This is a genomic window from Parafrankia soli (assembly GCF_001854695.1).
GTDB classification, from domain to species: Bacteria; Actinomycetota; Actinomycetes; order Frankiales; family Frankiaceae; genus Parafrankia; species Parafrankia soli.
This window is the reverse complement of sequence record NZ_MAXA01000084.1, coordinates 1-4,171: the sequence shown is the minus strand read 5'-3', so window position 1 is coordinate 4,171 and position 4,171 is coordinate 1. Positions and strand designations below refer to the sequence as shown.

The 4,171-nt window shown below is 65.0% G+C and carries 1 protein-coding gene and 1 pseudogene; both read left to right on the top strand.

The window, feature by feature from the left end; genetic code table 11:
* Positions 1–51 precede the first annotated feature (51 nt).
* Positions 52–177 (top strand): annotated as a pseudogene (locus BBK14_RS42075) (phosphopantetheine-binding protein); the annotation flags it as partial.
* Positions 178–198: 21 nt separating this feature from the next.
* On the top strand, positions 199–4,171 hold a 3,973-nt coding region (locus BBK14_RS09040), incomplete at its 3' end, for a condensation domain-containing protein (RefSeq protein ID WP_241831328.1).

Sequence of the window (4,171 nt, the reverse complement as noted above, 5' to 3'; positions counted from 1 at the left end):
TCCGGCAGCGGCCGCCCCCCAGAAACGGACACCGAACTGTCCCTGGCCGGGGTGTTCCGCGACGTACTCGCCCTCCCCGAGGGCACACCCCTGTCCGTGGACGACGACTTCTTCCGACTCGGCGGGCACTCGCTCCTTGCGACACGGGTCGTCGCCCGAGTCAACGCGATCCTCGGTTCAGGGCTGAGTCTGCGGGACGTGTTCGACCATCCCACGATCGCGGGCCTGGCCGAAATCATCATCGAAGGCTCGAGCGTCTCGACAATTCCAGCGTTGCAAATCGGGGATCTGCCACGGCCCGCCAACCTGCCGGCGTCCTTCGGACAGCAAGCCCTCTGGGTAACCGACCAGATTGCTGGCAAGACGATCTACCGCATGGTTATGGCTCTCCAATCACGCGAACCGGTCGACGTCAGTGCCCTACAAGCGGCCGTTCGTCGTCTCGTCGCCCGGCACGAGATCCTGCGCACAACCTTCGTGCTCGACGAAGACGCCGCCGAACTGCGTCAGAGAATCCACCCGGCCACAGAACCGAGCGTGGCGCTCGTCACGGTTGAGCAGATCCCCTCGTCAGCGTCGAATGCGAGGATTGCCGAACTCGTCGCCGCCCCAATAAACCTCGCGTCCGACTACGGCCTCCGATTCTATCTCCTCCGCCGGAAGGAAGACGATCTGCTCGTTGCTGCCGGGMACCACATCGTCTCCGACGAGCAATCATTCGCCCCCTTCCTCCGCGATCTGAACGCTCTTTATCGCGAGGAGGCGTCTGGCACGTCGTCCGAGCTCGTTGCGCTTCCCGTGCAGTTCGCGGACTTCGCGCTCTGGCACCGGGCAGTGCTCGGTGACTCCCGAGATGCGGACTCGCGCTATCGGCGTGACCTTGAGTACTGGCGCGGTACGCTCGAAGATCTCCCTACGGAAACTCCGCTGCCGATCGATTACCCGCGCACCGATACCGACTCGCGCACGGTCCGACCGGCGACCGCTGTGCTGTCTGACGATGAAGTCGGCGCCGTGGATGCCCTGCTCATCGAGCGCAGGGCGACACCGCTGCAGGGGTTGATGACCGCGCTCACCCTCGCGCTCTGGAGCGAGGGGACCGGCACCACGGTGCCGATCGGTATACCTGCCAGCCTGCGCGATCTACCGGAGCTAAGCGACCTGATCGGCTACTTCGTGAACACTGTCGTCGTCCGCTCCGACATCGACGAGATGGACGGGTTCGGACAAGCGCTCACCAACATGCGGGAGCGCATGCTTGAGGCGAACGAGCGCAAGCTCGTGCCTTTCGACGCCGTCGTCGAGGCGATCCAGCCGATACGTGCTCCCGGGATTAGCCCTCTCTTCCAGGTGATGGCCGCCTATCTCGACCAGGGTGATCCAGAGCCGGGCCCAGCCGCGACCTTCGTCCCCTACGTCCCGGTCGCGACCGGAGGACCGGGTCCGGCCCGGCCCGCCCTTTTCGACCTCGTCTACTCCATCACGAGGCGTAGCGACGGCGCTCTGGCTCTGCACCTGAACGCGGCCAGGGAACTGTTCTCCGAAGACACTTCGTCACGGCTGCTACAGAAGACGCGGCTGTTTCTGACCCTCGGCGCGCGGCATCCAGAGCTTGCGTCCGTCCATCTTGCGCAAATGGTTCAGGCTGCTCTCGATTCCGGGCTTCACGGGGCGGCCTCCGATCAGGAACGACCAGTCTTCCGCCTTGCGCTTCCCGCATTCGACATCCAGGATGCCGTGCTGTGGCGTGCTGCCGTTGATCACGTCGCTCTCGCATTGGGCGACGGCGGGATGCAGCTGCGGGTGCTCGACGACGGAAGCGGCGAACTGGTCGCCGCACACGACAACGTTGAGGCCCTCGACGCGGTCGGAGCGCTGCTCGCCGAGCTTGTCGCTGGCTACGACTCACAGAGCCGGCTGGTGATCGAGACACCGCGAGCTGGCGGCGATCAACGGACAGACACCGAGCTCAGCACGGTTCTCGAGGATCCCTTCTGGGACGATTGGATCGACCAGTTCGCCGCGGTGCGAGATGTCAGCCTGCCGTCGAATACTGGCGAAGCACCGGCCTTCGCGACACATAGTGTCGGGATCTCCGGACAGCGTGAGATGAGCGGCACAACGCAACTCGAGGCGTGGGATGCGATCGCCCGGACGCTCGCCCGGACACTCGGCGAAAGCCAGCTGATCGTCGAACGGCGCGAGCCCGCGGACGCATTCACAGTCTGGAGCTACCCAATACTTCTCGGTGAACCGGCGACCACCCCGAACGGAGGCGGCACCCACTCGCCACTTACACTGAGCCCCGAGCGTGCGGCTGACTACGCGTCCCTGCGTGCTCGCCCGCAGCTCAGCCGATTCTTCGACGATCTGCCTCTCCCGCACATCCGGATCAGTGTGTTCCGTAGCGCGGCGGAGCGCATCGCAACGGTTCCCGCGATCCCCGCAGACAATCCGATCCAGCTCGACATCTGCATCCTGATCGGCCCGGGCCTGGCATCTGAGCCGCAAACGGTCCGGGTGGAGGTCGAGACAGCCCCTGGTATCGATCTGGATGCGTGYGCGCTGGCGGAGGAGATCGCCACCGTGACCGCCCAGATCGACTTCGCGCTCACGCTGTCGAGGCAGTCGCCAAGCGGGCTGCGTCTTCGTCGAGCCGACCGTCTCACGATCTCGTGGGAGGAGGAGGAGCGCATCCGTGCCCTCTACGGCAAAGCCGCCGAGATCCTCCCGTTGTCCACGTTGCAACGCGGCATCTTTTACCACATGGTGCGCGCGCAGGAGTCGGATGACCACAACGCCTACGTATCGCAGGCCACGAGAGAGTTGTCAGGCGCGGTCGACCCTGACCGTCTAGAGGGCGCGGTGAGGGTCGTGCTCGACCGGTACCCGAACCTTCGTGCCGCCTTCGTGCCCTCGGGTGAGGCGCAGGTGATCCCCGCTGTCGCAGATGCACCGTTCCGAATCATCTCGCTCACCGAGTGGTCCGAACTCCGTGTGGACATCGGTGATTTCCTGGCAGCCGAGCGACGTGAGCCCTTCGACTTCCAGACTCCACCGCTGATCCGGTTCACCCTCATCGAGCGGTCGACCGATTCCTGGATTCTGGCGATGAGCTTTGAGCACATTCTGCTGGACGGCTGGTCGTTGAAGGCCCTGTTCGAGGAGATCCTCACGATCTACGCGGATCCCGGGTACGCGGATCGCGTCGAACCGGCGTCATTCCGCTCGTATCTTGAGTGGCTCGACGGTCGGGATCCGGAGACCGCCGTCCGCGCCTGGAGCGACTATCTCGCCGAGCTGTCTGGCCCGACGATGCTCTGGCCAGAGGGTGGCGATCTCGGTGCGGGGCAGATCGACACGGGCGATCTGCATTACAATCTTGATCCATCGGCCGCTGCTGCGGTATTCGGTGCCGCGCGGACTGCGCAAGTGACGGTGGGTACAGTCCTGCAGGTTTCCTGGGCTGTCACCCTCAGCCGCCTGACTGGCAGCGATGACGTGGTGTTCGGCAACACGGTGTCCGGCCGCCCTCCCGAGCTTCCCGACGCGGACCGGACCATCGGGGTGCTCTTCAACACGGTACCGATGCGCGTGCGTCTTAGCCCGTTCGAGACAGCTCAGGAGATGCTCGCGCGAGTGCAGTCCGAGCAGCTGCGCGTCATCGACCATCCCGACACCGCGCTGACGAGCATTCAGGCGTCTGCTGGTATGGCAACGCTCTTCGACACGTTGTTCGTGGTGCAGAACCTGCCCTTCCAGGTGCGCGACGAACGTGACTGGGCTGGCGTCCGAGTGGTCGGCTCCGCCGTGGATGACGCCACGCACTATCCGGTGACGTTCGCAGTGAATGTATGGGAGCGTGCAGGATCCGCGTCCGTGCATGTGCGGCTCTCCTACCGCCGCGACGCGTACGAAACGGCCAGCGCCGAAAAGATGCTGGAGCGCTACGTTGCGACGCTGAACGCGATCGCGAGCCGTTTGCGCGCGCCCGTCGGCGGGCTGACGGTGCTGCTGCCCGACGAGGTCGAGCCTCACACTGGCACCGCCGCCGATCTGCACCGAGACGTAGAGCCTGTTACTGTTGCGGGTCTTCTTGATGATCAGGTGGCGCGGTCGCCGGGGGAGATCGCGCTGGTTGCGGGTGCGCGGAGTTTCACGTTTGCGGGGT